26 protein-coding genes are annotated in these 24,728 nt (G+C 71.8%); 16 read left to right on the forward strand and 10 right to left on the reverse strand.

Features of this window, described 5'->3' with window-relative positions:
- Window positions 1-158 precede the first annotated feature (158 nt).
- Both ACZ61E_RS29640 and ACZ61E_RS29645 read right to left on the reverse strand, forming a co-directional pair.
- On the reverse strand, window positions 159-404 hold the full coding sequence (locus ACZ61E_RS29640) for a hypothetical protein (RefSeq protein WP_469703164.1): 246 nt from the start codon (window positions 402-404) through the stop codon (window positions 159-161).
- 22 nt (window positions 405-426) lie between these two features.
- Window positions 427-1,683 carry an inorganic phosphate transporter gene (locus ACZ61E_RS29645; RefSeq protein WP_469703165.1) on the reverse strand — a complete coding sequence of 419 codons (1,257 nt, stop codon included), beginning with the start codon at window positions 1,681-1,683 and terminating at the stop codon, window positions 427-429.
- Window positions 1,684-2,021: 338 nt separating this feature from the next.
- Between ACZ61E_RS29645 and ACZ61E_RS29650 the strand changes: the two genes are divergently transcribed.
- From ACZ61E_RS29650 to ACZ61E_RS29660, 3 genes are all read left to right on the forward strand, one after another.
- Window positions 2,022-2,738 carry a class II aldolase/adducin family protein gene (locus ACZ61E_RS29650; protein WP_469703166.1) on the forward strand — a complete coding sequence of 239 codons (717 nt, stop codon included), beginning with the start codon at window positions 2,022-2,024 and terminating at the stop codon, window positions 2,736-2,738.
- A 94-nt stretch (window positions 2,739-2,832) separates the two neighbouring features.
- Window positions 2,833-3,960 (forward strand): alpha/beta hydrolase, encoded by a 1,128-nt coding sequence (locus ACZ61E_RS29655; RefSeq protein ID WP_469703168.1) that lies wholly within the window; start codon window positions 2,833-2,835, stop codon window positions 3,958-3,960.
- 282 nt (window positions 3,961-4,242) lie between these two features.
- Window positions 4,243-5,574 carry a hypothetical protein gene (locus ACZ61E_RS29660; RefSeq protein ID WP_469703169.1) on the forward strand — a complete coding sequence of 444 codons (1,332 nt, stop codon included), beginning with the start codon at window positions 4,243-4,245 and terminating at the stop codon, window positions 5,572-5,574.
- Window positions 5,575-5,638: 64 nt separating this feature from the next.
- Here ACZ61E_RS29660 and ACZ61E_RS29665 read toward each other — a convergent pair whose 3' ends face one another.
- Window positions 5,639-6,040, reverse strand: coding sequence for a VOC family protein (locus ACZ61E_RS29665; RefSeq protein WP_147872068.1), 402 nt, complete (start codon window positions 6,038-6,040; stop codon window positions 5,639-5,641).
- 234 nt (window positions 6,041-6,274) lie between these two features.
- Here ACZ61E_RS29665 and ACZ61E_RS29670 point away from each other — a divergent pair, with 234 nt between their 5' ends.
- The 4 genes from ACZ61E_RS29670 (at window position 6,275) to ACZ61E_RS29685 (ending at window position 10,834) form a co-directional block, all read left to right on the forward strand.
- Entirely contained in the window at window positions 6,275-7,873 is a 1,599-nt protein-coding gene (locus ACZ61E_RS29670; RefSeq protein ID WP_469703171.1) for an ABC-F family ATP-binding cassette domain-containing protein, read from the forward strand.
- Between the two features lie 335 nt (window positions 7,874-8,208).
- On the forward strand, window positions 8,209-8,427 hold the full coding sequence (locus ACZ61E_RS29675) for a helix-turn-helix domain-containing protein (RefSeq protein ID WP_356586120.1): 219 nt from the start codon (window positions 8,209-8,211) through the stop codon (window positions 8,425-8,427).
- A gap of 129 nt (window positions 8,428-8,556) precedes the next feature.
- Window positions 8,557-9,348: an enoyl-CoA hydratase/isomerase family protein gene (locus tag ACZ61E_RS29680; protein ID WP_469703173.1), complete on the forward strand. Its 792-nt coding sequence runs from the start codon at window positions 8,557-8,559 to the stop codon at window positions 9,346-9,348.
- A 334-nt stretch (window positions 9,349-9,682) separates the two neighbouring features.
- Window positions 9,683-10,834 (forward strand): hypothetical protein, encoded by a 1,152-nt coding sequence (locus ACZ61E_RS29685; RefSeq protein ID WP_469703174.1) that lies wholly within the window; start codon window positions 9,683-9,685, stop codon window positions 10,832-10,834.
- 26 nt (window positions 10,835-10,860) lie between these two features.
- On the opposite strand, the gene ACZ61E_RS29690 is transcribed toward ACZ61E_RS29685, so the two are convergent.
- A complete protein-coding gene (locus tag ACZ61E_RS29690; RefSeq protein WP_469703176.1) occupies window positions 10,861-11,592 on the reverse strand; it encodes a hypothetical protein in 732 nt (243 codons plus the stop codon).
- A gap of 93 nt (window positions 11,593-11,685) precedes the next feature.
- On the opposite strand from ACZ61E_RS29690, the gene ACZ61E_RS29695 reads away from it, so the two are divergent.
- From ACZ61E_RS29695 to amaP, 5 genes are read left to right on the forward strand one after another with little or no spacing between them, the layout of a single operon-like run.
- Window positions 11,686-12,174, forward strand: coding sequence for an Asp23/Gls24 family envelope stress response protein (locus tag ACZ61E_RS29695; RefSeq protein ID WP_469703177.1), 489 nt, complete (start codon window positions 11,686-11,688; stop codon window positions 12,172-12,174).
- A gap of 35 nt (window positions 12,175-12,209) precedes the next feature.
- On the forward strand, window positions 12,210-12,401 hold the full coding sequence (locus ACZ61E_RS29700) for a hypothetical protein (protein WP_469703178.1): 192 nt from the start codon (window positions 12,210-12,212) through the stop codon (window positions 12,399-12,401).
- A 6-nt stretch (window positions 12,402-12,407) separates the two neighbouring features.
- Window positions 12,408-12,752: a hypothetical protein gene (locus tag ACZ61E_RS29705; RefSeq protein ID WP_469703179.1), complete on the forward strand. Its 345-nt coding sequence runs from the start codon at window positions 12,408-12,410 to the stop codon at window positions 12,750-12,752.
- The gene (locus tag ACZ61E_RS29710) at window positions 12,749-13,444 is read left to right on the forward strand and encodes a DUF6286 domain-containing protein (RefSeq protein ID WP_469703181.1); all 696 of its coding nucleotides are present in this window, start codon (window positions 12,749-12,751) and stop codon (window positions 13,442-13,444) included. The genes ACZ61E_RS29705 and ACZ61E_RS29710 overlap by 4 nt, the downstream gene beginning before the upstream one ends.
- A gap of 4 nt (window positions 13,445-13,448) precedes the next feature.
- The gene (gene amaP, locus ACZ61E_RS29715) at window positions 13,449-14,027 is read left to right on the forward strand and encodes an alkaline shock response membrane anchor protein AmaP (protein ID WP_469703182.1); all 579 of its coding nucleotides are present in this window, start codon (window positions 13,449-13,451) and stop codon (window positions 14,025-14,027) included.
- Window positions 14,028-14,144: 117 nt separating this feature from the next.
- Here the strand turns inward: amaP and ACZ61E_RS29720 are convergent, their stop codons facing one another.
- The 5 genes from ACZ61E_RS29720 to ACZ61E_RS29740 all read right to left on the reverse strand — a co-directional run bounded on the left by ACZ61E_RS29720 (window position 14,145) and on the right by ACZ61E_RS29740 (window position 18,964).
- Entirely contained in the window at window positions 14,145-14,900 is a 756-nt protein-coding gene (locus tag ACZ61E_RS29720) for an SDR family oxidoreductase (protein WP_469703184.1), read from the reverse strand.
- Window positions 14,901-14,905: 5 nt separating this feature from the next.
- The gene (locus ACZ61E_RS29725; protein WP_469703185.1) at window positions 14,906-16,735 is read right to left on the reverse strand and encodes a glycoside hydrolase family 15 protein; all 1,830 of its coding nucleotides are present in this window, start codon (window positions 16,733-16,735) and stop codon (window positions 14,906-14,908) included.
- Window positions 16,736-16,764: 29 nt separating this feature from the next.
- The gene (locus ACZ61E_RS29730; RefSeq protein ID WP_469703186.1) at window positions 16,765-17,553 is read right to left on the reverse strand and encodes an SURF1 family cytochrome oxidase biogenesis protein; all 789 of its coding nucleotides are present in this window, start codon (window positions 17,551-17,553) and stop codon (window positions 16,765-16,767) included.
- A 73-nt stretch (window positions 17,554-17,626) separates the two neighbouring features.
- On the reverse strand, window positions 17,627-17,860 hold the full coding sequence (locus ACZ61E_RS29735; RefSeq protein WP_078077992.1) for a hypothetical protein: 234 nt from the start codon (window positions 17,858-17,860) through the stop codon (window positions 17,627-17,629).
- A 63-nt stretch (window positions 17,861-17,923) separates the two neighbouring features.
- Complete coding sequence (locus ACZ61E_RS29740; RefSeq protein WP_469703187.1) at window positions 17,924-18,964, reverse strand: DEDDh family exonuclease; 1,041 nt, start codon at window positions 18,962-18,964, stop codon at window positions 17,924-17,926.
- A gap of 194 nt (window positions 18,965-19,158) precedes the next feature.
- On the opposite strand from ACZ61E_RS29740, the gene ACZ61E_RS29745 reads away from it, so the two are divergent.
- Together ACZ61E_RS29745 and ACZ61E_RS29750 are read left to right on the forward strand one after the other, a co-directional pair.
- On the forward strand, window positions 19,159-19,992 hold the full coding sequence (locus ACZ61E_RS29745; protein ID WP_078077994.1) for a sterol desaturase family protein: 834 nt from the start codon (window positions 19,159-19,161) through the stop codon (window positions 19,990-19,992).
- Between the two features lie 20 nt (window positions 19,993-20,012).
- On the forward strand, window positions 20,013-20,699 hold the full coding sequence (locus tag ACZ61E_RS29750; protein WP_469703212.1) for a lysoplasmalogenase: 687 nt from the start codon (window positions 20,013-20,015) through the stop codon (window positions 20,697-20,699).
- Window positions 20,700-20,796: 97 nt separating this feature from the next.
- Here ACZ61E_RS29750 and ACZ61E_RS29755 read toward each other — a convergent pair whose 3' ends face one another.
- Window positions 20,797-22,329, reverse strand: a complete 1,533-nt coding sequence (locus tag ACZ61E_RS29755; RefSeq protein ID WP_469703188.1) for a S8 family peptidase — start codon at window positions 22,327-22,329, stop codon at window positions 20,797-20,799.
- Between the two features lie 235 nt (window positions 22,330-22,564).
- Here ACZ61E_RS29755 and ACZ61E_RS29760 point away from each other — a divergent pair, with 235 nt between their 5' ends.
- A complete protein-coding gene (locus ACZ61E_RS29760; protein WP_469703189.1) occupies window positions 22,565-22,933 on the forward strand; it encodes a DUF485 domain-containing protein in 369 nt (122 codons plus the stop codon).
- An 8-nt stretch (window positions 22,934-22,941) separates the two neighbouring features.
- Window positions 22,942-24,576, forward strand: coding sequence for a solute symporter family protein (locus ACZ61E_RS29765; RefSeq protein ID WP_469703214.1), 1,635 nt, complete (start codon window positions 22,942-22,944; stop codon window positions 24,574-24,576).
- Window positions 24,577-24,728 lie beyond the last annotated feature (152 nt).

The following is a 24,728-nucleotide window of genomic DNA, read 5'->3' on the forward strand; positions in this document are numbered from 1 at the left end:
GCAGACCCCCTATCAACTGTTTTTTCCCTTGACCGGGGGCGGGGTGCGGAGCCCCCCCCCCCGCGGGCGCCCAGAAAGAAGGGAAACGCCACCGGGGGGGCCCCCCCCCCCCGGCCCCCCCCCCTCGGTCGTGCTCGATCGCCTCGCGTCGCTCCGCGTCAGGCGACGATGATGTAGATGCCGTACGACACGGCCGCCAGGCACAGGCCGAAGCAGACGTACGCGCCGGTGCGGGCCAGCGCCGGTGAGCCGGAGGTCCCGGAGGCCGGGGCCGTCGAGCCCTCCGCGGGCGCCGCGCCCTTCGAGAGCCCCACGATGCCCAGGGTGAACAGGCCCACCAGCGCGACGGTGGCCACGAGACTGACGCCGAAGACGGAGCCGAGCGCCGCCCAGTCGATGTTCATGCGGAAAGTGTCCTTCGCTTCGTCAGACCGTCGCGGTCCGGGCCGGTTCGCTGGTGGGTTCCCCGGAGCCGGGGGCCGGGATGGTGGCGGCGATCTCCGGCGCCGGACCGCCCACGGGGGGCGGGGTGACGGCGGCGACCGCGGCGGCCACGACGCCCGCGGGTTCGCCCGCGGCCCCGTCCGTCTCGTTGACGTTGGTGTGGTCGACCGGCTGACGGCGCGACGCCAGCCAGATGACCGCCGACAGCCCGACGAGCAGCACGGCCGTGACCGCGACACCCCAGGCACCCTGCCCGGTCAGGAACTCGGCGCCCGCGGCGACCAGACCGGCGGCCGGCAGCGTGAGCCCCCAGGCGATGAACATCCGCGTGGCGGTCGACCAGCGGACGACCCCGCCCTTGCGGCCGAGACCGGCACCCATCACCGCGCCGGAGCAGGACTGCGTGGTGGAGAGCGAGAAGCCGAGGTGGGACGAGGCGAGGATGACGGTCGCCGCGCTGGTCTGGGCGGCGAAGCCCTGCTGCGGCTGGAGGTCGGTGAGGCCCTTGCCCATGGTGCGGATGATGCGCCAGCCGCCGAGGTAGGTGCCGAGCGCGATCGCGACACCGGCGGAGACGATGACCCACATCGGGGGGTTGGAGCCGGGGGCGAGGACGCCGCCGGTGACCAGCGCGAGGGTGATGACACCCATGGTCTTCTGCGCGTCGTTGGTGCCGTGGGCGAGGGAGACGAGGCCGGCCGACGCGATCTGCCCCGCGCGGTAGCCCTTCGCGGTGTCCTTCTCGGCCGTGTTGCGGCCGATGCGGTAGGTGAGCCGGGTGGCCAGCATCGCGGCCAGACCCGCCACCAGCGGCGCGGCGATCGCCGGGAGCAGGACCTTGGTGACGACGACTCCGCCGTTGACGCCCGAGGTGCCGACGGACATCAGCGTGGCGCCGATGAGTCCGCCGAACAGGGCGTGGGACGAACTCGACGGCAGGCCGAGCAGCCAGGTGAACAGGTTCCAGAGGATGGCGCCGACGAGCGCCGCGAAGATGACTTCTGTCTGGATGCCCTGTTCGTTGATGAGCCCGCCGGAGATGGTCTTGGCGACCTCGACGGACAGGAACGCGCCGACGAGGTTGAGCACGGCGGACATCGCCACCGCCGTCTTGGGTTTCATCGCGCCGGTCGAGATGGTCGTCGCCATCGCGTTGGCGGTGTCGTGGAAACCGTTCGTGAAATCGAACACGAGAGCCGTCACGATCACGATCGCGAGCAGCAGCGTGATGTGTTCCATTTACCCAGGCAATCGTTTGACGTCAGTGGCCGTTCAGGAACGTAGGGATGCTGGGTGAACGGAAGATGAACTGAGGCAGGCGTTGTGGTGACTCCCAACAGAGGGTGGACGCTCCGTTTGTGAACGGGTGTGTCGGCTCCCTCTGCCGCGGGTGGCGCCCGGATTCCGCTCGACCCGTGCGGCGCCCGGCCCCCGGCCCGTCCGCGGCCCTTCACAGACCCCCTCCGGGGCGTCCGGCGCGGCCCGTCCGCCGTGATCGCGGCCGAAGAGATATTCACCTCACCGAGGGATCCCGCGGGCCCCGCGAACTCCTGTGGACCGACTGGCAAGATCGCCGCATGACGGAAACCGGACACACGCGCGGACACGACCACGGGAACGGGCGGGGACACGGAGACGGGCACCCGCACGGGCCGGAGGTCGAACGGGCCTGGCGTGACCTCGTCGCCACCGCCCGCCGCAGCGCGGACGACGGACTGGTCGTCGGCACCTCGGGCAACGTCTCCGTACGCGTCGGGGAGCTCGTCCTCGTCACCCCGAGCGGAGTGCCGTACGACCGGCTGACGCCCGCGGACACCGTCGCCGTGGACCTCGAAGGCCGACAGGTCGCCGGGCGGCTGCGGCCCACCAGCGAGCTGCCGATGCATCTGGAGGTCTACCGGAACTCCACCGCCGGCGCCGTGGTGCACACCCACGCCGTCCACGCCACCGCCGTCTCCACCCTCGTCCCCGAACTCCCGCTGATCCACTACATGGCGGCGGACTTCGGCGGACCGGTCCGGGTCGCCCCGTACGCGATGTACGGCACCCGCGAACTGGCCGGGCACATGGTGGCCGCGCTGCGCGACCGTACGGGCTGTCTGCTCCGGAACCACGGCACCGTCACCTACGCGGACACCCTGGACAAGGCGTACGACCGCACGGCCCAGCTGGAGTGGATGTGCCGACTGTGGCTCACCGCCACCTCCGTCCCCGGCCGTACGCCGACCCTCCTCTCCCGCGAGCAGGTACGGGACGTCGAGGAGCAGCTCAAGGGCTACGGCCAGCGGAGCTGACCACGCCGGACCGCCCACCCCGCGGCGCCCCGGAACGTCACCCCGGACGGCCGCTCCACTGGCCGTACCGCCCGTCCGTACCGACACTGGGGGAATGCGCCCGGCCAGAGCGACGGCAGCAGCCGTCACCACAGTGATCGGTGTCGGCACGGCCGCGGTGGCGGCCGGCCGGTACGCCAGCGACGCGGCGCTCAAGGCGCCCCCCGGACGGCCGCTGCCGGGCGACCCACGGCTCGCCGTGCACGCCACGGCCGCCGGCCGCGTCACCCTGACCCGCTGCCTCGCCTCCCTGCGCCCCGGCACCTACGGCCTGGAGTCGGCGGACGTCCAGGCGGTCGTCGGCCCGGTCATCGACGACGTACCGCACCCGCCCGACACGGTCGTCCGCAGACTGGAACGCGTCGGACGGGGCACCCTCGGCGCCGGCAGCCGCGTCCGGCTCACTCCCCAGCTCCACCAGGGCGACCCCGCCACGGCGCTGGGCATCGACCACGACCGGGTGGAGATCCCCGGCGAACTCGGTGCGCTGCCCGGCTGGTTCGTACCCGGCAGCCGCGACACCTGGGTGATCACCGCGCACGGCCTCGGCGCCACCCCCGAGCACCCGATGAACCTCCTGGAATTCCTGGTCGACCAGCAGTTCCCGGTGCTGAACCTGGCCTACCGGGGCGACCCCGGCGCCCCGCCCCGGCCGGACGGCCTCGGGCACTTCGGCCACTCCGAATGGCGCGACCTCGACGCCGCGATCCGCTACGCCGTCCGGAACGGCGCCGAACACGTCGTCCTCTACGGCTGGTCCGTCGGCGCCACGATGGCCCTGCACGCCGCCGGGAAGTCCGGACAGCGCGACCGGATCACCGGACTCGTCCTGGACAGCCCGGTGCTCGACTGGGAGGCCACGCTGCGCGCCATGGCCACCGCACGCCGCACCCCGGGCCCGCTGCTGCCGCTCGCGGTCCGCGCGGCCCAGGGCCGGACCGGACTGCGCGGCGGCAGAATGCCCGTGGTCGCCGAGCCGGGAAGGCTCCACGTCCCGACACTCATCGTGCACGGACCCGACGACGTCGTCGCCCCCTGGTACCCGTCCCGTGAACTCGCCGCCCGCCGACCCGAACTGATCACCCTGCACACGGTCCCGGACGCCTCGCACGGCGCGATGTGGAACGCCGACCCCGCCGGTTACGAGGAGACGCTCCGCCGCTTCCTCACGCCCCTCATGTAGCCCCGCGCCCCGCTCTCACGCGGCCCCGCGCCCCACGGCGCGACTTCCGTGAGGTTCCGTGAGGAGAGGGCGCCGGAGCGCATCCCGGCCACCCTCCGGTCCGGTGTCTTCCCGGCCGTGTGACCGGCGGCCGGAGTCCCGGCCCGCGGGTTCCGTTTGGGCTTTCGGGCAATCAGCGGGAAGACTGCACCCGTGACGTCCCGAAAGCCTGATGAGCAATTGGCGCGCAACTCCAGACTCCGACTCGTCGGCCCCCGAGCCCTGACCACGGCCAGACGGGCCGTGACCACCGGACGAACACGTCCGGCGCCCCGTCCGCCGGAGGGCACACCGCCCCCCGCGGAGCTGGCCCGACAGGCGAGGACCGTCCTCGCCGACGCCGTACGGATCGCCCGCTGGGCCGCGGCCGACCGGGCCCCCGGCGCGGGCCCGCTCGCCCCGAAAGCACGTGAACGGGCCGCCGCCGCGCTGGAGTTGACTCCGGACAAGGTGAGCGCGGGCTGGGACCGCGCCAGGCTCGCCGGGCTCGTCGAACTCCACGGCACCACCGCACGCCCCGGCTGGCGGCTGCGCGCCTGGGACCGGGACGACTCCGCCGTCCTGCGCGGCTGGGTCGCCCTCTTCGACGCCTGGTCGCTCGTCCACGCCGCCCCCGACGACGTCGCCCCGGCGACGGTCGCCGAGGTCGTCGAGGCCGTCCCCCAGGTGCTCTCCCTCCTCCAGCTCTCGGCCGGCCCCGTGCCCGTACCGGCACTGCTCGATCTGCTCCAGCAGCGCGTCGCGGAACTGCGCGACGAGCGCTGCGAGGTGCCGTACGACCCCCGCGCCGCGTCCGGCCCCACGGCCGCCCCGACCGCCTCCGCACCGGAACCCGCGCCGGCCACCGACGCCGTCCCGCTGCCGCCGCTCCTCGACTGGGCCCTGGAGGGGCTGGCCGCCGTCGGCGCGCTGACCCTCGGAGCGGGCCAGGCGACCCTCACCCCCCTCGGCAACTGGGCGGTCTGGGTCAAGCTGGAGCAGATCTGCGTCGCCGCCCAGAGCCCGGCGGGCAACATCGAGCAGTCCGCCGACAACATGCTGCGCGGCTGCGCCCGGCTCACCCCGGGACCGGCCCGCGCCGAGTACCGCGCCTGGCTCGCCGCCCGCACCGTCGGCAGCGCCGTCACCGAACTCCTCACCGTCGCACGCGGCGAGGACGCGCTCCTGCGCGGACTGGCCTTCGAGGCCCTGCGCGTCGTCGGCGCCCCTGCCGAGCCGGAGGTGCGCACCGCCTCCGCCGAACCCTCCCTGCGCCCCTACGCCCTGCTCTGGCTCGCCGAGTACGACGGCACGGACCCCGAGGACGCCCCCGACGTCCTCACCCGCGAGGAGTCGACCTGGCTCTGGGTCGACACCGCCGCGGCCGTCGCCGACCACGGCGAGACCGCCCTGCTCGTCCGCCATCTCGACTCGGCCGTCCAGGGCACCGTCCCGGCCCTGCTCGACGAGGTCAGGGCCGTCGGGCACCCCCGCACCGTGCAGGTGCTGGTCGCGCTGGCGGCCGCGCACCCCGACCCGGCCCTCGCCAAGGCCGTACGCCGCGCCGCGTTCCAGGTCCACACCGGCGGCGCCTGACCGGCTCGCGCGGTGGGGGCCGCGGGCCCCGGCCGACGCCGCACCGTCCGGCGGCCCCGGCCGGTCAGCCGCCGGCGCCCGGCGCGTACGTCCCGAAGCTCCACACGTTGCCCTCCGCGTCGCGCGCCATGTAGTCCCGCGAGCCGTAGTCCTGGTCGGTCGGCGGCATCAGGATCTCCACGCCCCGCTCCACGGCCCGCGCGTGGTGCGCGTCGACGTCCTCGACGACCACGTACACCCCGGCGGGCCCGCCGCCCGCCATCGCCTCGGCGAAGACGCCCTCGCCCTTCCGGGACCCGAGCATCACCATGCCGCTCCCGTGGGCCAGTTCGGCGTGGAGCACGCTGCCGTCCTCGCCCTCGTACACACTCACCTCCCTGAAGCCGAAGGCGTCCTTGAGCGTTCTGATGGCAGCCTTCGCGTCCTCGTAGACGAGCGTCGGACAGACAGTCGGCACACCGGCCATGCTGATCACCCTTCTCCGTGTTCGGTTGTGACGTACGTCTCAGTTCTCCCAGTCTGGCACCGGTCACCGACAACGCAGCCCGGCCGGGCGTCCCGGCGGGACCCGGCCGGGCCACAACCAGTTGTCCCGTCCCGGTAGACTCGCCGGTATGGCATTTCTCCTTGTGCATTAGCCGGCGTCGAAGAATCCCCTCCGCCCGCCCTTCCGCCGTCCATACCGCCCTGGAGTTTTTCCGTGATCACCGCCACCGGTGTCGAGTTGCGCGCCGGCGCTCGCATCCTCATCGAGTCAGCCTCCTTCCGTATCGCCAAGGGCGACCGCATCGGCCTCGTCGGCCGCAACGGAGCGGGCAAGACCACCCTCACCAAATGCCTCGCGGGCGAGGGCAACCCCGCCGCCGGCACCATCACCCGCTCCGGTGACGTCGGCTATCTCCCGCAGGACCCGCGCACCGGCGACCTCGAAACCCTCGCCCGCGACCGGATCCTCTCGGCCCGCGACCTCGACTCCGTCCTGAAGAAGATGCGCGAGAACGAGGACCGGATGGCGAACGGCAAGGGCGCCACCCGCGAGAAGGCGATGAAGAAGTACGAGCGCCTGGAGACGGAGTTCCTCACCAAGGGCGGTTACGCCGCCGAGTCCGAGGCCGCCACCATCGCCGCCGCGCTCGGCCTGCCCGACCGGGTGCTCGGCCAGCCCCTCCACACGCTCTCCGGCGGTCAGCGCCGCCGCGTGGAACTCGCCCGCATCCTCTTCTCGGACGCCGACACCCTGCTCCTGGACGAGCCGACAAACCACCTCGACGCGGACTCCATCGTCTGGCTGCGGGACTACCTCAAGACGTACCGCGGCGGCTTCATCGTCATCTCCCACGACGTCGACCTCGTCGAGACGGTCGTCAACAAGGTCTTCTACCTGGACGCCAACCGCTCCCGGATCGACGTCTACAACATGGGCTGGAAGCTCTACCAGCAGCAGCGCGAGTCGGACGAGAAGCGGCGCAAGCGCGAGCGCGCCAACGCGGAGAAGAAGGCCGCGACGCTCAACTCGCAGGCCGACAAGATGCGCGCCAAGGCCACCAAGACCGTCGCCGCGCAGAACATGGCACGCCGCGCCGAGCGGCTGCTCTCCGGGCTGGAGGCGGTACGCCAGTCCGACAAGGTCGCCAAGCTGCGCTTCCCCGACCCCGCGCCGTGCGGCAAGACGCCGCTGACCGCCGAGGGCCTGTCCAAGTCGTACGGCTCCCTGGAGATCTTCACGGACGTCGACCTGGCCATCGACAAGGGCTCGCGCGTCGTCATCCTCGGCCTCAACGGCGCGGGCAAGACCACGCTGCTGCGGCTGCTCGCCGGGGTGGAGAAGCCCGACACGGGCGAGGTGACACCGGGCCACGGCCTCAAGCTCGGCTACTACGCCCAGGAGCACGAGACGCTCGACCCCGACCGCTCGGTCCTGGAGAACATGCGCTCCTCCGCCCCCGACCTGGACCTGGTCGACGTCCGCAAGACACTCGGCTCGTTCCTCTTCTCCGGAGACGACGTCGAGAAGCCCGCCCGCGTGCTGTCCGGAGGCGAGAAGACCCGGCTGGCCCTGGCGACCCTGGTCGTCTCGTCGGCCAACGTGCTGCTCCTCGACGAGCCCACGAACAACCTCGACCCGGCCAGCCGTGAGGAGATCCTCGGCGCGCTGCGCACGTACAAGGGCGCCGTCATCCTCGTGACGCACGACGAGGGCGCCGTCCAGGCGCTGGAACCGGAACGGATCATCCTGCTGCCCGACGGTGTCGAGGACCTGTGGGGCGCGGACTACGCGGATCTGGTGGCGCTGGCCTGACCGGAAGGGCGTGATCCACTCCGTATGGATCATTCGGCTCAGCGGTGATCCGTCATCTGAGTGAGTACGTCTCGTACTTTGGCGTGGCGCGCCGACGATCAAGCCGTTCCGGGTCCGTTTCGATCGGCTTTCCGGCGGACCTCCTCTGACCTGCTGTTTCCACCGGCCGCCCGAGGACGGGCGTGCACGCGCCGCTCTGGAATTCGCCACTCCGTTCGTGTTCGAATGCGGAGCTCCGCCGAAGCTTGTGACGGGAACCTTGCTGAATGGGTGGCCAGGAGCGCCCCGAGGGGTGATCATGAGAAGTCCAGAGCGCTTTTCCTGAGGAGGCACGGGTGGCCGAGACTCTGAAGAAGGGCAGCCGGGTAACCGGCCCCGCGCGCGACAAGCTCGCGGCAGACCTGAAGAAGAAGTACGACTCCGGTGCGAGTATCCGCGCGCTGGCCGAGGAAACGGGCCGGTCCTACGGATTCGTCCACCGGATGCTCAGCGAGTCCGGAGTCACGCTCCGGGGACGCGGCGGAGCGACGCGCGGCAAGAAGGCCACGGCCTGACGACCGCGTTCAGCTTCTCCGGCCACCGGTTCCGCCGGTGACCACCCGGCCGGTCGTCGCGGTCGACCGGGTGGTTACTGTGCAGTCACTTAGCCAGACGTGCTGACTGCACCGAACCGGAGGCGCCCCATGACTTCGCTCGATCACGTGCTCGACAAGGACGGCGTACGGCTCACCGTCGAGGACGCGGTTGCCACGGTGACCCTGACCAACCCGGCCAAGCGCAACGCTCAGTCTCCCGCTCTGTGGCGGGCGTTGACGGAAGCCGGGCAGTCACTGCCGGGCAGCGTGCGGGTCGTGGTGCTGCGCGGCGAGGGGAAGTCCTTCTCCGCGGGCCTCGACCGGCAGGCGTTCAGCCCTGAGGGCTTCGACGGTGAACCCTCCTTCCCGGAGCTGGCACGCCTCTCCGACACGGACCTCGACGCGGTCATCGCCGAGTACCAGTCCGCCTTCACCTGGTGGCGCCGGAGCGACATCGTGTCGATCGCCGCCGTCCAGGGGCACGCCATCGGCGCCGGATTCCAGCTCGCCCTGGGCTGCGACCTGCGGGTCGTCGCGTCGGACGTGCAGTTCGCCATGCGCGAGACCGCCCTCGGGCTGGTCCCCGACCTCGCCGGTACCCACCCCCTCGTGGAGATCGTCGGTTATGCCCGCGCGCTGGAGATCTGCGCGACGGGCCGCTTCGTGCAGGCCGACGAGGCCGAGCGGACCGGGCTCGCCAATCTTGTGGTGCCGCCGGCCGAACTCGACGCGACGGTGGGGGACCTGACCGCGGCGATCCTGGCCGCGCCGCGCGACGCGACGGTCGAGACGAAGGCCCTGCTGCTGGGTGCGTCCTCGCGTACGTACGACGAACAGCGCGCCGCCGAGCGCGCGGCCCAGGCCCGCCGTCTGCGGGACCTGGCGGGCCTGGGGGACTAGGCGGTGTCTGACAAATCCCGCCTGGCCCGCGGGCGGACGGCGCCATTTGTCAGACACGGCCCAGGGAGCGTCCGGGCGCGCGCGGGGACGGGGGCGTCGGGGCATCGACGGATGACGCGGTTCGTCGGAGGGCCGCCGGGGTGAATGGCGGGCTCGGCCCTGCGCGGTACCGGCGGTCGGCAGTTGCGATCGGATAAACACATCGCATCAGGGCCAGTGACCGGGAGACAGACCCCTCGCGCATCGGGTGGGCCGTGGCCGGGTCTCATGCGGTCCGGTTCCTGACCCAGCGGGGGATCCAACGGGGCTCCCCCACGGTCGTAAGGAGTCCGCAGTGCGATTCCCACCCTCCTCCAAGGCGGTCGGCGTGCTCGCCACCGCCGGGCTGGCCCTCGGGCTGGCCGCCGTCCCCGCGCCGGCCTACGCCGCGTCGATCACCTGCGACAAGGCGGCGCTCGTGGCCGCCATCGACGCCGCCAATCTGGCCGGCGGCGGCACGGTCGACCTGGCCCCGAACTGTGTCTACTCCCTCGACACAGTCGCACCCGCGGCCGGCGGCAGCGGGCCGAACGGGCTGCCGGTGATCACCGAGGCCGTCACCATCAACGGCAGCAACTCGGTGATCGAACGCGCCACCGCGCCCGGAACTCCGAAGTTCCGCATCTTCGAGGTCGGTGGCGCCAGGGGTGAACTCACCCTCAACAAAGTCACCTTGCGCAACGGCGACCCTACGGCCCTCGGTACCGAGGACGGCGGCGCCGTCCTCGTCAACGCGAACCGTGTCCTGAGCGTCAACAACAGCGTCCTGACCGGCAACACCGCCCACGAGGGCGGCGCCATCGCGACCCTCGGCGGCAGCAGCACCCGGATCACCGGCAGCCAGTTCACGAACAACTCCGCGGTCGTCGGGGGAGGCGGCATGCTCAGCTTCGGCAGCGGCGTCGTGTCGATCCTCTCCGGCACCGTGACGAACAGCGGGGCCACGGACACCGGTACCGGTACCGGTACCGCCACCACCGGCACTGGTACCGGGACGGCCGACGGCACCGGTAACGCCACCGGTACGACGGACACCGCCACGGGTACGACGGTGGTCGGCACGGGCACCGCCACCACCGGCACTGGTAACGGGACGGCCGACACCGCCACCACCGTTACCGGCACGACGGATGCCCCCACGGGCACGGTCACCACCGACACCGCTCCGACGGGCACGACCACCACCGGTACCGGTACCGGGACGGCCAACACCAACACGCCTACCGGTACGACCGACACCGCCACCGACACCGCCACCGACACCACCACCGCCACCGACACCGGTACCACCACCGCCAGTACCGGTACCGGGACGACCGCCACCGGGACGGCCAACACCGGCACCGGCACGAGCACCGGCACCGGTACGGCGGACAACGCCACCGGCGCCGGGACGGTCGGCACCCTCAGCGCGCCGATGGGCGGCAGTGGCGCGCAGGCGCTCTGACCGTCGGCACCGTCAGCGGAACGTACTCACTCCCCGGGCGGGGACTTCGGGCCCGTCCGGGGGACGTCCACCGACGTGATCAGGACAGCCACCGTCGGATGGCTCGGCAGTGCGGCCGAGACCTGCCGCCGCACCGCACGGGCCACCTCCGGCGGACGGTGGCCGGCCGCCGTAGCCAGTTCGACGCGGACATGTCCCCTGGTGACGAGCACCGGCGTGCCGAGCGCCGCGGACAGATGGGCGACACCGGGGACGTTCGCCGCGACCACCGCCGCCGTACCCCTGGGAACGACCGGGATTGCCCCGTCCGGCCCAGCGGCTCCCGAGGAGTCCGCGCCCGGCTCCTCCAGCAGCGCCGTCACCCGCAGATCCACCTCCGTCACCCACAGCCCCAGCCGCTCCACCGCGTGCCGGTACAGGGCCCCGCGCAGCCGCTCCGCCACGTCCGGCAGGGGCTTGCCCGGGACCGTCGCGAAGTCCGCCTCGATACGGAGCGCCCCCGGCGGCAGCGCGCTGGGCGGCGGCTTCACGGCGGGCCTGTCCGCCGATCCGGGGTCGGTCGGAGAGAGCCTCAGCCGGCCCAGCGCGGTGCCGGGGACTTCCGACGCCGTACCCCGCAGCGCGCTCGCCGCCGCCCGTTCGGCCAGCCACACCCCGTCCTTCGTGTCGCCCAGCGGGAGCAGCCGGCCGAGGCCGAGCCGTTCGTGCACCGCCGCGCTCCAACCGTCCGCACCGTTCCCACCGTGACCAGTCGTCATGGCCCCAGACTGCCGCATTCCCGGCGCGAGACCCGGCAAGTCGCCTTAATGTGGGCAACGAGTTCACCGGCGCCCGGAAAGGGGCGAATCGCCATGACCGAGACCACGCAGCGCAACCAGTCCGAGCCATCGGCCAAGTCGTCGTCCAGCGAGGACCAGCGGAAGCCCTCCGCAGGCAGGAGGGGCGGTGGCGACCCGTCCGTCCGCGGGCGGACCACCATCGCCGACGGAGTGGTGGAGAAGATCGCCGGCCTCGCCGCGCGTGACGTGCTCGGCGTCCACGCGATGGGCAGCGGTATGTCCCGCACCTTCGGCGCCGTGCGCGACCGGGTGCCCGGCGGTACGAAGTCCGTCTCGCGCGGTGTGAAGGCCGAGGTGGGCGAGGTACAGACCGCCCTGGACCTGGAGATCGTCGTCGACTACGGCGTGTCGATCGCCGATGTCGCCCGCGACGTACGGGAGAACGTGATCTCCGCCGTCGAACGGATGACTGGTCTGGAGGTCGTCGAGGTCAACATCGCCGTCAGCGATGTGAAGCTGCCCGACGAAGAGGACGACGAGCAGGAGTCACGGCTCCAGTAACGGCCGGATCCGCGAGACCGATGAGGAGTGACTCGATGAGCATGGCGGTGGTCGGCCTGTTGGCCGGTATGGCCCTGGCGTTCGCCGGATTCTTCGGCGGTTTCGGAGCCTTTCTGCTGGTGGCCGCGTTGGGCGCGGTGGGATTCGTGGCCGGCAGGTTCCTCGACGGCGATCTGGAACCCGGCGACTTCTTCCGTGGCCGCGAGCGCGACGAACGCCGGCGGTGACGGTCCGTGGCCGGTGAGCGGGTGGCGGCCGCTGAGCGAGGGGCGACCACGATCGCCGACCGTGTCGTCGCGAAGATCGCCGCGCAGGCGGCGCGGGAGGCCCTGCACGGCGTACCGGAGGGGGGCGAGCCGCCGCACGCCAGCGTGCTGGTCCACCACGACGTGGCGCGCGTGCGCATCGGGGTCGAGCTGGACTACCCCTGCGACATCGGCGCCCGGTGCGGCGCGGTGCGTCGCCGGGTCACCCGGCGGGTAAGTGATCTGGCGGGGATGGAGGTGCCGGAAGTGGTCGTCATGGTCGAACGGCTCCACTCCGCCCAGTCGCGCGCGGCGCAGGGGAGGATCCGATGAGCGAACCGGCGGGTGAGGGGACCGAACGTACGCCTGAGCCGTCCGAGGCGCAGGGGGCCGTCCGCGCGGACCTGCTCGAACTGGACCAGTCCGCCTCCGCCGCCCGGTACGAACCGCGGCCCACGCTGGAACGGGACGACGGGGACGGCAAGGCGCGCCGCTTCTGGTCCTGGCGCCGGATCCCGGCCGCGGTGGTCGCGGCCGTACTGCTCGGCGCATCGGCGCTGCTGCTCTACGACGTCGCGGCGGTACGGGCCGATCACCCGGCCATGTACTGGCGCCGGTGGCTGGCCGACCGGCTCGCCACCGAGCCGCTGGACAACACCTGGGTCCTGGTGGGCTCGGGTGTCGCGGCGCTCGTGGGCGTGTGGCTCGTCGTTCTCGCCCTCACGCCGGGGCTGCGCCAGGTGCTGCCGATGCGGCACGGTCCGACGCGGGTACGGGCGGGGCTCGACCGGGAGGCGGCGGCGCTGACCCTGCGCGACCGTGCGCTGGAGGTCTCCGGAGTGCGGTCCGTCCGGGTCCGGGCGCGCCGGGGCAGGGTCCGGGTCCGGGCCGTGTCCCACTTCCGCGAACTCGACGACGTACGCGCCGATCTGGACACCGCGCTGGCCGCCGGCATCGCCGATCTGGGCCTGGCCAAGCCGCCCGCGCTCTCCGTGCATGTCCGCCGGCCGACGAAGAAGGGGTGACGGGATGCTCAGGGTCGTCAACCGTGTCCTGCTGGGCCTCGTCGGGCTGGTGCTGCTGTGCGTGGGCGGCGCGGTGCTCGCGACGGGGCTGGGCGCGTCCGTCCCGTCCTGGTGGCCGTACACCGGCAAGAAGGACGTGCTGCTGAGCGACGCCGACCGGGACCGCTGGAGCGCTCAGGGCTGGTGGTGGCCGGTGGTCATCGCGGTGCTCGCGGTCCTGGTGCTGCTGACGCTGTGGTGGCTGCTGTCCCAGCTGAGGCGCGCCCGGCTGGCTGAGGTGCTGGTCGACAGCGGCGACGGGGAGGGCGCGCTGCTGAGGGGGCGGGCGCTGGAGAACGTCCTGGAGAGCGAGGCGGAGTCGCTGGACGGTGTCTCGCGGGCGCGGGTCCGGCTGACCGGGCGGCGGAGCGCGCCGGAGGCGCGGGTGCGGTTGCTGCTGGAGCCGCACGCGGCGCCGGGGGAGGCGCTGGAGGGGCTCACGCGGGATGCGGTGGGGCAGGCGCGGGACTCGGCGGGGCTGGCGGCGCTGCCGGCGGAGGCGAGGCTGCGGGCGGCCAAGCACCGCGCGCAGCGGGTGACCTGACCGGGGCGCCGCCCGGCACCCCGCTCCTCAATCGCCCGGCGCCCGCTCCTCTGTCGCTCGGCGGGGCGCGATGGCGCCGGCCGTGGCCGGTGGGTGACCGCCCCCGCTCCCCGGTCGTCAGTAGCCGTGGCGGCTGCCGCCGTCGATCGGGAGCATCAGGCCCGTCAGATAGGACGCCGCCGGGGAGAGCATGAACGCCGCCGTGCGGCCGAACTCCTCCGGTGTGCCGTAGCGGCGCAGCGGTATACGGGACTCGTGGCCCGCGCGCGCCGCCGCCGGGTCGTCGGAGAGCGCGTCCAGCTCGCGTACGCGGTCCGTGTCGATCCGGGCCGGCAGCAGGCCGATCACCCGGATGCCGCGCGGACCCACCTCGTCCGCGAGTGACTTCGCGAAGCCCGCGAGGCCCGGCCGCAGACCGTTGGAGATCGTGAGGCCGCGGATCGGCTCGTGGACCGAGCCGGAGAGGACGAGACCTATCACCCCGCCCTCACCCAGCTCCGCCGCAGCCGTGCGCGCCAGCCGTACCGCGCCCAGGAATACCGAGTCGAACGCGGACCGCCACCGCTCGTCCGTGCTGTCCGCGGCGAACCCCGGCGGCGGGCCGCCGACGCTGATGAGCATCCCGTCGAAGCCGCCGAACCGCTCACGCGCCACGGCTATCAGCCGGTCCGCGACAGCGGGATCGGCGTTGTCCGCCGCGACACCGAACGCGTTGGGGCCGATCGAGGCCGCCGCGCCGGTGACGGACCGCTCGTCGCGCCCGGTGACGACCACCTTCGCGCCGTCCGCCGCAAGCGCCTCCGCGGACGCGCGTCCCAGCCCCCGGGAGGCGCCGGTGACGACGTAGACACGGTCCTTCAGCCCAAGATCCATGCCCCCTATCCTGCCTGGTCCCTCTCGGCCAGGGCGAGGGCCGTCCCCACGAGACCGATATGACTGAACGCCTGCGGGAAGTTGCCCAGTTGCCGCCCGAGCCCCGGGTCGTACTCCTCGGCGAGCAGACCGACGTCGTTGCGCAGGGCGAGAAGGCGCTCGAAGAGTTCCGTCGCCTCCTTCTCGCGGCCGGTCATCAGCAGTGCGTCGGCCAGCCAGAACGAGCAGACGAGAAACGTTCCTTCGTCGCCCGGCAGTCCGTCGACCGAGGTCCCCTCCGTGTTGTAGCGGCGGACCAGACCCTCCTTGCCCAGCTCGGCCCGTACCGCGTCGACCGTGCCCACGACCCGCGGATCGTCCGGCGGCAGGAAGCCGAAGCGGGGGATCAGGAGCGTCGCCGCGTCCAGCCCCTGGGAGCCGTACGCCTGCGTGAAGGTGTTACGGACCGGGTCGAAGCCCTTCTCGCACACATCCCGGTGCACCTCGTCGCGCATCGTCCGCCACCGGTTCACATCTCCCCGCAGCGACGGATCGGCCTCCAGCGTCTTCACCGCGCGGTCGGCGGCGACCCACGCCATCACCTTGGAGTGGGTGAAGTGCCGCCGGGGACCGCGCACTTCCCACAGCCCCTCGTCCGGCTCGCGCCACTTCGACTCCAGGAAGCCGAGCAGGGCGAGCTGGAGGTCCCACGCGTCCGGGCGGTCGGTGACGCCGACGCCGCGTGCCACGTGCAGGGAGTCGATCACCTCGCCGTACACGTCGAGCTGGAGCTGTTCGACCGCCTCGTTCCCGACCCGGACCGGGCGGGACCCCGCGTACCCGTTCAGCCAGGGCAGCTCCGACTCGGGCAGCCGCCGTTCGCCGCCGACGCCGTACATGATCTGGAGGTCGGAGGGGTCGCCGGCGACCGCGCGCAGCAGCCAGTCGCGCCATGCCTCGGCCTCGTCCGCGTAGCCCACGGACAGCAGGGCGTTCAGGACGAGGGCCGAGTCGCGGAGCCAGCAGTAGCGGTAGTCCCAGTTCCGTACGCCGCCCAGCTCCTCGGGGAGGGAGGTCGTGGGGGCCGCCACGATGCCGCCGGTCGGCGCGTAGATGAGCGCCTTGAGCGTGAGCAGCGAACGCAGGACCGCCTCGCGGTACGGCCCTTCGTACGTACAGCGCGCCGCCCACTCCGCCCAGTCCTCCTTGCTGTGCTCCAGGGCCTCGAAGGGGTCGATCAGATCGGGGCGCGGCAGGTGCGAGGGGTGCCAGGTGAGGACGAAGGCGACCTTCTCCCCGGCGCCGACATCGAACGACGAGCAGGTGCTGAACTCCTGGCCCCAGGTCTTGACCACCGGCTTCTCGTCCGGGGCCGGTTCACCGCCGACGGGCCGCGCCCGCGAGACGGTCCGCAGCCAGACCGAGTCGGGTCCGGCGACGGCGACGCGCTGGCCGTCGGTCCTGCGCATCCACGGCACGATCGAGCCGTAGTCGAAGCGCAGCCGCAGGGTGGAGCTCATCTCCACCGTGCCGCTGACGCCCTCCACGATCCGTACGACATCCGGCGCGACATCGCGCTGCGGCATGAAGTCGGTGACCTTCACCGTGCCGCTCCTGGTCTCCCAGAGGGTCTCCAGCACCAGTGAGTCGCCCGCGTACCGCCTGCTGGTGCAGCGGTTGGCGCCACGGGGGGCGAGCAGCCAGTGGCCGTTCTCCTTGTTGCCGAGCAGGGACGCGAAGCAGGCGGCGGAGTCGAAGCGTGGCAGGCACAGCCAGTCGATGGAGCCGTTCATGCCGACGAGGGCCGCGGTCTGCAAGTCGCCGATGAGGGCGTAGTCCTCGATGCGTTGGGTCACCTCTGCCCTGTTCCCGCAGGACAGGCGGGTTATGCGGCGGCGGTCTCGCGCTCGGGTGTGCCCCGGGCGGCGGTCGCCGCGCGGTCGCGCAATTCGCGCCGTACGAGGATGACCCAGCCGACCGGCACGCCGGCGGTGAACAGCCACCACTGCACGGCGTACGCCATGTGGGCGCCGATGGAGCCGGAGTCGGGCTCCGGGATCTGCTGGGGGCTGTCGCCGGGCGCGGCCGGGGCCGTCTGCTCGATGTAGCCGCCGAGGACGGTCCGGCCGAGCGACCGGGCCTGCCGCTCACTGTTGATCAGCATGATCTGGCGGTCCGGCAGGTCGCTCAGTTCCTTGATGCCGCTGCTGCCGGTCGTCTCGTCGGCCTTGAGCCGGCCGGTGACCGTGACCTCGCCCCCGGGCGCCGCCGGGATGTCGGGGAAGGACCGCTGGTCCTCGGCGAAGGGGATCCAGCCGCGGTTGACGAGGACGGCGCGCCCGTCGCCGAGCACGAGCGGGGTCAGCACATGGAAGCCGACCTTGTCGTCGCTGTTGGTCCGGCGCCGTACGACGACCTCGTGCGCCGTGTCGAAGGTGCCGGTGGCCTTCACCTGCCGCCAGTAGTCGGCGCGCGGCACGCTGTGGCCGGGGGACGTGAGGTCGGTGACCGGGACCGGCTTCGCCTTGAGGTTGTCGGCGATCAGGGTGTTCTGCGCCACCCGGTGTTCATGACGGTGGAACTGCCAGAAACCCAGCTCGATCATCACGGGGATGAGCACGAGGGCGAACAGGGTGAGGGTCACCCACTGCCGCGACAGGAGGAAGCGGTACACGCCTCGACGGTACCCGGCGCCCGTGAAGCCCCCGGCGGCGGGTCCGGCCCGCGACCCGGCCCGCCGCCGGACCTCAGACCCGGTCGACGATGCCCGTCCTCCCCTCGGCGCGGGCGCAGTGCGCCCCGCAGAACCACTGGCCCTCGACCTCGACGCCCTGGCCGATGATCTGGACCCGGCAGTGTTCACAGACGGGCGCCATGCGGTGGATGGCGCAGGAGAAACAGTCGAAGACGTGCACGGCGCCCTGCGCGTGCACCTCGAACGACATGCCGTACTCATTTCCGCATACTTCGCAACGTGCCATGCGCCACAGCGTGTGACGCGGTGGCGTGGTGTGCGAGCGGACGGCAGGCGAGTCGCGGCGCAATCACCCGTCTGCCGGGGACGGGGACTGCTCCGGTACGGGGGCGGGGACCGTACCGGGCGCGGGGACGGCGCCGGGCGCGGGCGCCACGTCGCGCAGCAGGTGGGTGAAGGCCGCCTCGTCGACGACCGGCGTGCCGTACTCCGCCGCCTTCACCGTCTTCGACGTCGCCGACCCGGGGTCGTTCGTCACGAGCAGGCTCGTCTTCCGGGAGACGCTGGTGGCCACGTGCAGCCCCGCCTCGATGGCACGGTCCTCCAGCAGCTCACGGTCGACCGACGTGTCACCCGAGAAGGCCACCCGCATCCCCTGCGCCAGCGGCTTGTCGCTCTCGTACCGCCCTGGGTTCGGATACGGGCAGGGCGGGAGCCGGCGCGACGGCCGCCAGGTCGCCGGACGGTACGTCGGCTGATGGCCGATCAGCGGCGCCGCCGGACTGTCCGACCACTCCGTGAGCGGGCGGCATTCGAGCAGCGGCAGCCGCACCCCGTCGCGCGCCGCCGCGTGCAGACTCGGCCGGAACGCCTCCGCGAGCACCCGCGCGTCGTCCAGCGCGTGGTGGGCGCGCTGCTGCGCGACACCGAAGTGCTCGGCGAGGGTGGCCAACTTGTGGTTGGGCAGCGGCAGCCGGAGCTCCTTGGCGAGCGCGATCGTGCACAGCCGCTGCCGCGTGGGCGCGGTCGCCCTCGCGCGGGCGTACTCCCGCGAGATCATCGACCAGTCGAAGAACGCGTTGTGCGCGACGAGCACCCGGTCCGCGAGCCGCTCGGAGAGCTCCCGCTCGACATCCCTGAACAGCGGTGCGCCCGCCAGCACTTCGTTCGTCAGCCCGTGGATCCAGACCGGTCCCGGGTCCCGCTCGGGGTTGACCAGCGTGTACCAGTGGTCCTCGACATCGCCCAGCGCGTCCAGCCGGTACACGGCGGCGGAGACTATCCGGTCGTCACGGGCGAGTCCGGTGGTCTCCACGTCGACGACCGCGTATCCCCGGGGGTACGCGGCCGGCCACATCGCTGAAGTCGCGGGGTCGTCGAGCATGGTCACAGACAATACGGGCCGCGACTGACACTCCGTGACGCGCCCGTGCCCGGCCCGACTCACCTGCGGGCCGCGGCCGTTGACGGACCGTCCGGACCCCTCCTTGGTGGAAGTCACCAAATTCCGCTGACAGGATGTCTCATATACTTGTCGGTAACAACATCTAGCCCGCGCCGCGCACCCGGCCCTACGGTGCTGACATGCCGCCGAACCTGCCCGATGTCGTGCTCTGGTCGATCCCCGCGTTCGTCCTGCTCACCCTGGTCGAAGTGGTGAGCTACCGGCTGCATCCCGACGAGGACGCCGCCGGGTACTCCGGCAAGGACGCCGCCACCAGCCTCTCCATGGGCCTCGGCAGCCTCGGCTTCGACCTCCTGTGGAAGATCCCCGTCGTGGCGATCTACACGGCGGCCTACGAGTTGACGCCGCTGCGCGTCCCCGTCCTGTGGTGGACGATCCCCCTGATGCTGCTCGCGCAGGACTTCCTCTATTACTGGTCCCACCGCGGCCACCATGTCGTGCGGATCCTGTGGGCCTGCCACGTGGTGCACCACTCCAGCCGGAAGTTCAACCTCAGCACCGCGCTGCGCCAGCCCTGGACCTCGCTCACCGTCTGGCCGTTCTACCTCCCGTTCATCCTGCTCGGGGTGCACCCGGCGGCGCTCGCCTTCTGCTCGTCGGCCAATCTCGTCTACCAGTTCTGGGTGCACACCGAACGGATCGACAAGCTGCCCCGGCCCTTCGAGTACGTACTGAACACGCCCTCCCACCACCGGGTGCACCACGCCTCCCAAGGCGGCTATCTGGACCGGAACTTCGGCGGGATCCTGATCGTCTGGGACCGTCTCTTCGGCTCCTTCGCGGCGGAGACCGTGCGGCCGGTCTTCGGGCTCACGAAGAACATAGAGACCTACAACCCGCTGCGGGTCGCCACCCACGAGTACGCGGCCATCGCACGCGACGTACGCGCGGCACGCGACTGGCGCGAACGGGCCGGACGGGTCTTCCGCGGACCGGGCTGGCAGCCCGAGTGACCGGACGGGTGGCGGGACCGGTGACCGGCGGGGCGTGCGACCCGACCGGCGGGCCTCTGGGCGGACGCGCGGGCGGGCGGCTCGCCAAGGCGCTCCTGGTGGCCTTCGCCGTCGCCGCGCTCGCCGAACTGGTGGCCGTCGCCGCGGACTCCCGCACCGGTCAGCTCCTCGCCAAACCACTGCTGATGCCGCTGCTCGCCGGCTACGTGGCCGCCCGGCGCGGGCCCCGGGCGCTCGTCGCCGCGCTCCTCCTCGGGTGGGGCGGTGACGTCTTCCTGCTCTCGTCGGACGACGGCGCGTTTCTCGCCGGCATGGGCTGCTTCGCCGCCGGCCACCTCTGCTACCTGGCGCTCTCCGGCCGCCGCCGCACCCGTGTCGACCTCGCCGTGGGATACGCGCTGCTGCTCGCTGTGACGCTCGCGCTGCTGTGGCCCGGACTCCCGGCCGGACTGCGCGTCCCCGTGGCCGTGTACAGCCTCCTGCTGGCCGCCATGGCCTACCGGGCGAGCGGACTCGGCGTCCTCGCCGGCGCGGGCGGCGCGCTGTTCCTGCTCTCCGACACGCTCATCGCCGCCGGTATCGCCGAGTGGCCCCGGCCGCCGGCCGCGGATCTGTGGATCATGCTGACCTACATCGGGGCGCAGAGCCTGCTGACGGCCGGCATCCTCACGGCCCGGCCCCGGACCTGGGCGGGTCCGCGGAGCTGAGCGGCCCGGCCCCGGACGCGAGTGGGCGGGCCGCCCGTCCGGACGGCCCGCCCACCCACTCAACGACTCACCGACTCACCGACTCACACGAACGCCGTCACCAGCGGACGGCGTCCAGCGCGTCGACCACACCGGCTCCGTAGAAGCCGTTCTTGTTCTTGCCGCCCTCGCAGACGGCGTCGACGGTGCCGTCACCGTCGATGTCGTACGGGTTGGTGCAGGACGTCGCGTCGGCCTGGGCGCTCAGCAACGTCTTCACCAGCCACGGCGAGGCGTACGGGTGCTTCGACTTGATCAGCGCCGCGACACCCGCCACGTGCGGCGAAGCCATCGACGTACCGCCGCTGTAGCCGAAGCCACCACCGGGCAGCGTGCTCAGGATCAGGCCGTTGACCGCGGGCGCCTCCGGCGGCTGGTACGCCGTCAGGTCGCCGCCGGGAGCGGCGACGTCGATGACCCGGAGACCGTAGTTGGAGTACGACGCCTTCAGGTTCTTCGCACCGGTCGCGGCGACCGTGACGACACCGGGCACCTGGGTCGGTATGTCCAGGCACTCCTCGGGGTCGATCACCCGCTCGACAGGAGTGGTGTCGTTCGGGCTGGAGGTGTCCGTCAGTTCGTCGGCGGCCAGATCCATGTCGGAGTTGCCGGCGGCGGCGACGTTCACGACGCCCTTGCCCTCGGCGTACCGCGTCGCCCGCGTGACGGCGTCGGCCAGTGCCTTCTGGTCCGGGTCGTCCTCGCAGTTGAACAGCCACGGGTCGGTGTAATAGCTGTTGTTCGTCACATCGACGCCGTGCTCGGCGGCCCAGACGAAGCCGCAGACGACCGCCTCGGTGTAGAAGAAGCCGTCAGGCTGCGACACCTTGATGCCGGAGACCTTCACGCCCGGAGCGACGCCGGTGACACCGGTGCCGTTCTTGGCCGCGGCGATCGTGCCCGCGACGTGCGTGCCGTGGCTGCTCTCCCCGGCGCCGGGACGCCAGGCGCCGTCCGCCGTGTCGGGCGTACCGCCCACACAGCTGACCGAGGCGCGGCGGTCGAAGTTCGGCGCGAGATCGGGGTGGGTGTCGTCGACACCCGTGTCGATCACACCGACCGTGACCTTGCTGCTGCCGAGCGACTTCTGGTGGGCCTTGTCGGCCTTGATGGCCGGCAGGGCCCACTGAAGGGGCTCCAGCGCGTCCTGGTCCGCGGTCGCCTTCGCCTCGGCGGCCTTCGCCTCCTTGGCGGACAGCGGCTGCTCGGCCCCGATGTCCGTGGTGGTCTGGGCCGCCAGCGGCTTCGTGCGGGTGGCTCCCGCCGAAGCGACTCCCCGCACCTTGCGGATCGTCTTCCCGAACTCCGGGTTCTGCGAGTGGACGACGATGACACCTATCTGGTCATAGGCGATCACCACGGTCCCGCCGGCCTTCTCGATGGCCTTCTTCACCGACTTGACGGTGGAGTGGCCACCGCTGGTGTTCACGACGTACGACAGCTTCGGACCGTCCGTCGAGACAGCGGCCGTGGTGTCATCGACGGGCGCCGCCGATGCCGCCCCTGTCGGCAGGAAGCCGAGCGAGGCGATGAGCGCCAGACCGACGGGCAGAGCCAGTGCGCGCCGCCGTCCGGATCTCAGATGAGCCATGGGTTCTCCACATCATCCGTGAGGCCGCCCCTGCGCACGCTGCGCACGGACGGGTACATGACGAGCGAAACTATCGCTGATCATCCCTGCTCATCAATGATTTCGGTCAGAAAATCGCCGGGGTTGAACCACTTCGACGTGCTCTCCGTGCCGTTGTCAGGGGGTGGAACAACAACACCCCCAGTCAGCGCCCGCACCGACCACCCCTACCGCACTCGCGTCACGAGGAGATTCCGTGGCTACCGATGGACCGCCGCCCAAGGGCGATTCGGACACCAGCACCCCCGCCCAACCCACGACAGCCCAGTTCGTCCAGGTCCAGGAGAGCCCGGAATTCGGTGAACTGCGCCGTACGTACCGCTCTTTCGCCTTCCCCCTGACCGTTGCCTTCATCGCCTGGTACCTGCTGTACGTCCTGCTGTCCAACTACGCCGGCGGCTTCATGGGCACCAAGCTCTTCGGCAACATCAACGTCGCCTTCGTCTTCGGCCTCGGCCAGTTCGTCACCACCTTCCTCATCGCCTGGTTCTACGCGAAGTTCGCATCGCAGAAGCTCGACCCCAAGGGCGCGGCGATCAAGTCCCGTATGGAGGCCGACCTGTGAGCCCGACCATCCAGCTGTCCGAGGCGGCGGGCATCCACCTCGCCAACTCCGACGCCGGCGAGCACCGGCCGCTGATCATCACGCTCTTCGCCCTGTTCGTCATCGCGACCCTCGTCATCACCGTGTGGGCCGGCCGGCAGACCAAGAACGCCGCCGACTTCTACGCGGGCGGACGGCAGTTCACCGCCTTCCAGAACGGACTCGCGGTCTCCGGCGACTACATGTCGGCCGCCTCCTTCCTCGGTATCGCCGGCGCCATCGCCCTGTTCGGATACGACGGCTTCCTCTACTCCATCGGCTTCCTCGTCGCCTGGCTCGTCGCACTGCTGCTGGTCGCCGAACCACTGCGCAACTCCGGCCGCTACACGATGGGTGACGTCCTCGCCTACCGGATGCGCCAGCGCCCCGTACGTACGGCCGCCGGCGCCTCCACCATCGTCGTCTCGATCTTCTACCTGCTCGCCCAGATGGCCGGCGCGGGCGTCCTCGTCTCCCTGCTGCTCGGCATCACCAGCGACGCGGGCAAGATCCTGATCGTCGCGCTGGTCGGCATCCTGATGATCGTGTACGTCACCATCGGCGGCATGAAGGGCACCACCTGGGTCCAGATGGTCAAGGCCGTCCTGCTCATCGCGGGCACCCTGCTCATCACCTTCCTGGTGCTGCTCAAGTTCAACTTCAACGTCTCCGACCTGCTCGGATCCGCCGCCTCCAACAGCGGCAAGGGCGCGGCCTTCCTGGAGCCCGGACTCAAGTACGGCCTCACGGAGACCTCGAAGCTCGACTTCATCTCCCTGGGCATCGCGCTCGTCCTCGGCACCGCCGGTCTGCCGCACATCCTGATCCGCTTCTACACCGTGCCCACGGCCAAGGCCGCCCGTAAGTCCGTCAACTGGGCCATCGGCATCATCGGCGGCTTCTACCTGATGACGATCGCCCTCGGCTTCGGCGCCGCCGCGCTGCTCACCCCGAAGGAGATCACCGATTCCAACCCGGCCGGCAACACGGCCGCGCCACTGCTCGCCATGGAGATCGGCGGCGGCGGTGACTCCACCGGCGGCGCCATCCTGCTCGCCATCATCTCCGCGGTCGCCTTCGCCACCATCCTCGCGGTGGTGGCCGGTCTGACCCTGGCGTCCTCGTCGTCGTTCGCGCACGACATCTACGCCAACGTCATCCGCCGCGGCAAGGCCACCGAGAAGGAGGAGGTGCGCGCCGCGCGCTGGGCGACCGTCGCCATCGGCATCGTCTCCATCGCGCTCGGCGCCCTCGCCCGCGATCTGAACGTCGCCGGTCTGGTGGCCCTCGCCTTCGCGGTCGCCGCCTCCGCCAACCTGCCGACCCTCCTCTACAGCCTCTTCTGGAAGAGGTTCACGACGACGGGCGCGCTCTGGTCCATCTACGGCGGTCTGTCCTCGTCCGTCCTGCTGGTGCTGTTCTCCCCGGTCGTCTCCAGCAAGCCCAGCTCGATGTTCCCCGACGTCGACTTCGCGCTCTTCCCGCTGGAGAACCCCGGCCTGATCTCGATCCCGCTGGGCTTCCTGCTCGGCTGGCTGGGATCGCTCCTCTCCAAGGAGGAGCCGGACGTCAAGAAGTACGCGGAACTGGAGGTCAAGTCGCTCACGGGCACCGGAGCGCACTGATCGTCCTCACCGCGGCGAGTGCCTCCGGCGTGGGGGGGGGGGGGGGGGGGGGGGGGGGGGGGGGGAGGGGGGCGCGGGGGGGGGTGGGGGGGAGGGGGGGGGGGGGGGAGGGGGGGGGGGGGGGGGGGGGGGGGGGGGGGGGGGGGTGAGGG

It is taken from the genome of Streptomyces sp. NPDC104581, from assembly GCF_055583685.1.

Bases quoted from the DNA above. Each gene is read 5' to 3' on its own strand.
- ACZ61E_RS29640 (WP_469703164.1), bottom strand. From the start codon at position 404: ATGAACATCGACTGGGCGGCGCTCGGCTCCGTCTTCGGCGTCAGTCTC.
- ACZ61E_RS29645 (WP_469703165.1), bottom strand. From the start codon at position 1,683: ATGGAACACATCACGCTGCTGCTCGCGATCGTGATCGTGACGGCTCTC.
- ACZ61E_RS29650 (WP_469703166.1), top strand. From the start codon at position 2,022: ATGACGGAAACCGGACACACGCGCGGACACGACCACGGGAACGGGCGG.
- ACZ61E_RS29655 (WP_469703168.1), top strand. From the start codon at position 2,833: ATGCGCCCGGCCAGAGCGACGGCAGCAGCCGTCACCACAGTGATCGGT.
- ACZ61E_RS29665 (WP_147872068.1), bottom strand. From the start codon at position 6,040: ATGGCCGGTGTGCCGACTGTCTGTCCGACGCTCGTCTACGAGGACGCG.
- ACZ61E_RS29680 (WP_469703173.1), top strand. From the start codon at position 8,557: ATGACTTCGCTCGATCACGTGCTCGACAAGGACGGCGTACGGCTCACC.
- ACZ61E_RS29690 (WP_469703176.1), bottom strand. From the start codon at position 11,592: ATGACGACTGGTCACGGTGGGAACGGTGCGGACGGTTGGAGCGCGGCG.
- ACZ61E_RS29695 (WP_469703177.1), top strand. From the start codon at position 11,686: ATGACCGAGACCACGCAGCGCAACCAGTCCGAGCCATCGGCCAAGTCG.
- ACZ61E_RS29700 (WP_469703178.1), top strand. From the start codon at position 12,210: ATGAGCATGGCGGTGGTCGGCCTGTTGGCCGGTATGGCCCTGGCGTTC.
- ACZ61E_RS29710 (WP_469703181.1), top strand. From the start codon at position 12,749: ATGAGCGAACCGGCGGGTGAGGGGACCGAACGTACGCCTGAGCCGTCC.
- amaP (WP_469703182.1), top strand. From the start codon at position 13,449: ATGCTCAGGGTCGTCAACCGTGTCCTGCTGGGCCTCGTCGGGCTGGTG.
- ACZ61E_RS29720 (WP_469703184.1), bottom strand. From the start codon at position 14,900: ATGGATCTTGGGCTGAAGGACCGTGTCTACGTCGTCACCGGCGCCTCC.
- ACZ61E_RS29735 (WP_078077992.1), bottom strand. From the start codon at position 17,860: ATGGCACGTTGCGAAGTATGCGGAAATGAGTACGGCATGTCGTTCGAG.
- ACZ61E_RS29745 (WP_078077994.1), top strand. From the start codon at position 19,159: ATGCCGCCGAACCTGCCCGATGTCGTGCTCTGGTCGATCCCCGCGTTC.
- ACZ61E_RS29755 (WP_469703188.1), bottom strand. From the start codon at position 22,329: ATGGCTCATCTGAGATCCGGACGGCGGCGCGCACTGGCTCTGCCCGTC.